The organism is Protofrankia sp. Cj3 (genome assembly GCF_917627355.1).
In the GTDB taxonomy this organism is placed as follows: domain Bacteria; phylum Actinomycetota; class Actinomycetes; order Frankiales; family Frankiaceae; genus Protofrankia.
The window spans coordinates 1-2,548 of record NZ_CAKJTR010000331.1; the positions used below are offsets into that span (position 1 = coordinate 1).

Genomic DNA, 2,548 nt, shown 5'->3' on the forward strand with positions numbered 1-2,548 from the left:
TGTCCGCGCTGTCCTCGCACCCAGCCGGCGGCGGAGGACAGGGGGTAACCGAATGCGACGAACGTTGTCCGCTACCTCCGTAGGGAACCTGGGGTGAGCGGATCCACCGGCCGGCCCCAGGTTCCCCGTTTCTGAGCGTGCCGCGTCAGGCCCGAAGCCGGGCCGCCGCGGTACCCAGCCCGGTGGGGCCGCCGAAAGGCGGTGTCCCAGCTGCCCCGTGGCGTCGCAGTTCGGATTCCTCGTAGCGGCGTGTTCCCTGATGCCAGCGGAGGATCCCGGCCAGCCAGTTCTGGAGTTCCGTCACATATCCACACAGCGTGCCGCGCGCGTCGGCGTCCAGACCGAAACTGTCGAAAAGCACGGGCAGTTCGCTGGAAACGATGTGTTCGAACTGGCGCAGCCGAGCGGTCATCAGATCGTTCACGACCGCGACCGCGCCTTCACGATCGCGCTCAAGAAAGCGTTGGATAACGAGAACGCAGTTGTGGATCTCACCCTCGAACTGGATTTCCTTCTGGTAGGAGAAGATGTCGTTGAGCAGGCAGGCGTAGTCCGCGGCCGCGTTCTCCAGGGCCCTGATCGGTCGAGTCCGGAAGATCTCGGGTGGCAGTGTCGGCACGTGGGCCATCCTGGCCAGTCTCGCCAGGCTCATGGTGAGATCAGAACCGAATGTCCGGCGCCGCATCTCGATGTAGTCGATCGGGTCGGGCACTCGATTCTGGAACTGGTTGGCGAGTTCCCACGACCAGCTGTCAACCATCTTCTCGATGGCACCGCGAAACACACGGCGTGCGCTCACGGTCATGGGTCCCGCGGTACGAGCCCACAGATCGGCCAGACCTCTTTCCAGCGCGTTGCCGGGGACGGGGACGACGGAGAGGGGAATGTCGGTGGGCTCCACCGGCATGAACTCCGACAGCCGCCTGGTACACGCCTTCGCGCCGACGAGGTCACGCGTCCGGCCGAAGATCACCGGATAGTAGTCGTCCCCGTAGGTTCCCCAGGCCAGCCAGTCCGTGGTCAGGTTCAGCTGATCGGCAGTGGCATCCGGATGGATCCCGGCCGAACACAGCGCGAAGTCAAACGCCCTGAGCTTGTGTTCATTCCAGATCCCGGGCACCGGGTCCAGCATCCCGATCCGGCGAGCCCACGCCACGACATGGCGCCGCGAGACATCCAGCCACGGGCTGCGCCTGGTGGCGAACGGCATGTAGAAGTCAGGCAGCCTGGTCTGCCCGACGACCTGGTACGGGATGTGGGTGAAGCTGCTCAGCCGCCGCGGCGCGGTCGAGAGCAGCGAGGAGACGATGCGCGCCCCTGATGTCCCAAGACCCGCCGGGCCATCGAGCACACCGGCCGCGGCCGGGGAGCCGCCCTTCATGTATCGGCTCGACCGCAGGTGCCATTCGTGCCCGCCCGACTGCCAGTCCTGTAGCCCTTTCACATAGGCGAGAACGTCCGCCCTGGCCCGCGGGTGAACGCCCCGCTCCTCGAAGAGCGGGGGTAACTCGGTGAACGTCGTGTGCTCGAACTGATGCAACCGGGACGTCATCAGGTCGTTCACGAGATTGGCGGCGGTCTGGGTGTCGCAGCCGAGGAATCGTTCGACAACCAGCACGCTGTTGCTGAGCTCGCCCTCGTCCTCGACCTCGCGCTGGTAGGAGAACAGGTCGTTACGCAGGTGCACGCTGTCGGCGAACGTGTCCCTGAGTACCCGCAGCGGCCGGGTCGCGGCAATCTCGGCGGGCACCTCGGCACCCGCGGCATGTTCGACCAGATTCGCCGACCAGGGTGCTCCGCCGACCTTGCGTCGCATCTCGATGTATTCGACGGGGTTGGCGATCCTGTCCGCACTGATGTTGGCGAGTTCCCACAGGGATTCATCCAGCAGGTTCGCGGTGCTGTTCGCGAACCGACACCGCCAGTCCGGTGACCTCGCCGGGACGGTACGGGCCCACAGATCGGCAAGGCCGCGTTCCACCGGATTGTCCGGTGTCTCAGTGATCTCCCCGGTCACGGGCATGAAGGCCCGCAACCGGTCGAGATAGTCCCGGGCGCCGGCCGTGTCCCGAGTCCGCTTGTAAAGCTCCAGAAAATGATCGTCGAAATAGAACACCCAGACATACCAGTCGGTCACCAGATCAAGGTCCGGCCCGGTCGCGTCCGGATGGGTGTACGCGCACAGCAGGGCGTAGTCATGCGCGTCGAAATCGTCCGCGGACCAGATCACGGTGCCGTGCTGCGGTACGTCAATCATGTCCATCTCGTAGGCCCATGCCTTACTGTGCCCGCGAGCTCTCGCCAGGTTCGGGTTCAGCCGTGCCGGATAGGGGACATAGAACTCTGGTAGCTCGAACGGCGGCGTTCGCCGAGCGTCCCCGGGATCTCCCACTAGTCGCGGGGCCCGGCGATGTCAACATCCTCCAGGATGCCGAGAGCGTCCGGCACGAGGACCGCCGCCGAATAGTAGGTGCTGACAAGGTAAGAGATGATCGCCTTGTCGCTGATTCCCATGAATCGGACGGACAGGCCCGGTTGGTATTCGTCC

The 2,548-nt window shown here is 65.0% G+C and carries 1 protein-coding gene and 1 pseudogene; both read right to left on the reverse strand.

Translation table 11 applies throughout. From position 1 onward, the window contains the following. Nucleotides 1–145: 145 nt before the first annotated feature. Nucleotides 146–2,392 (reverse strand): family 2 encapsulin nanocompartment cargo protein terpene cyclase, encoded by a 2,247-nt coding sequence (locus MJ783_RS23230; RefSeq protein WP_305039533.1) that lies wholly within the window; start codon nt 2,390–2,392, stop codon nt 146–148. Continuing rightward, nucleotides 2,392–2,548: pseudogene (locus MJ783_RS23235) on the reverse strand (Crp/Fnr family transcriptional regulator); the annotation flags it as partial. The gene MJ783_RS23230 and the pseudogene MJ783_RS23235, both read right to left, overlap by 1 nt.